General features: G+C 70.3%; 1 pseudogene. It reads right to left on the bottom strand.

From position 1 onward, the window contains the following. Nucleotides 1-967: pseudogene (locus tag EN935_RS37770) on the bottom strand (chromosome segregation protein SMC); the annotation flags it as partial.

Below are 967 nucleotides of genomic sequence, written 5' to 3'. Positions count from 1 at the left end.
GTGGCGGCCTTGTCCATTTCGGATTGCCGGTTCTCCGCTTCCTGCAAACGGTCGGCCGCCGCTTTGCGCAAGGTCTCGGCCTCGGTGAGCTGCGACAGCAGCGCGCGCCGCTTGGCGTCGATTTCATCGGGAGCATCGGCCAGTCGCTCGCGTTCGGCCTCGGCCTCGGCCTTGCGCTCGCCAAGCGAGGCGATCTGTGTCGAGGCGTTTTCGGCCCGCTCCAGCCAGTTGCTGCGCTCGGCGCCAATGGCATCGAGCCGGCGCGCGCGCGCTTCGGCTTCGCGTCGCAGCCCCTCATGCACGGCACGCGCATCGGCAAGCGTGGCGCGGTCGCGGGCGACATTGGCCGAGGACTGTTCGAGCTGCAATTGCAGATCGCCGAGATCGGGCGCGTCCTGCAGTAGCATTTCCGCCTCGGCGAAGGCGGCCGAGGTCTCCTCATGGCTGTCGACGATGCGGGCGCGTGCCTCATCGAGTGCGGCGCGCCGGCTCTGCAATTCGCCGCCGGCCCTCTCGGCCTCGGCCAACGCATTGCGGGCAGCGTCCACCCGATGCTGGGCATCGCGACCGGCCTGGCGTGCGTTGCGCTCGGCCTCGCTTGCGAGGCGAAGCGCCTGTTCGGCCTGGGCAAGTGCCTCTTCAGCCTGACGCAGGATGAGCGTCGCCTGTATCGCCTCGGCATCAAGCTCGGCGAGCCGGTTCTTCTGCGCCAGCCGTTGCGCGGCGGCGGTCGGCGCGTCGGCACTGGCGGTAAAGCCATCCCAGCGCCAGAGCGCACCCTCACGGCTGACCAGCCGCTGGCCCGGAGCAAGCAGCGCCTGCAGCCGGCGGCCATCGCCGGCGTCTACGATGCCGGTCTGCGCCAGACGGCGGGCGAGCTGTGCCGGCGCATGGACCACGCTGGCAAGGCTCTTCACGCCTTCCGGCAGAGCCGCATCGCCGGGCTGGATCCCGCTTTCGCCCCAAT

This window comes from Mesorhizobium sp. M7D.F.Ca.US.004.03.1.1 (genome assembly GCF_003998635.1).
In the GTDB taxonomy this organism is placed as follows: Bacteria; Pseudomonadota; Alphaproteobacteria; order Rhizobiales; family Rhizobiaceae; genus Mesorhizobium; species Mesorhizobium loti.
Note: the sequence above shows the minus strand (reverse complement) of the source record. Positions and strands in the feature narration are given on the sequence as shown.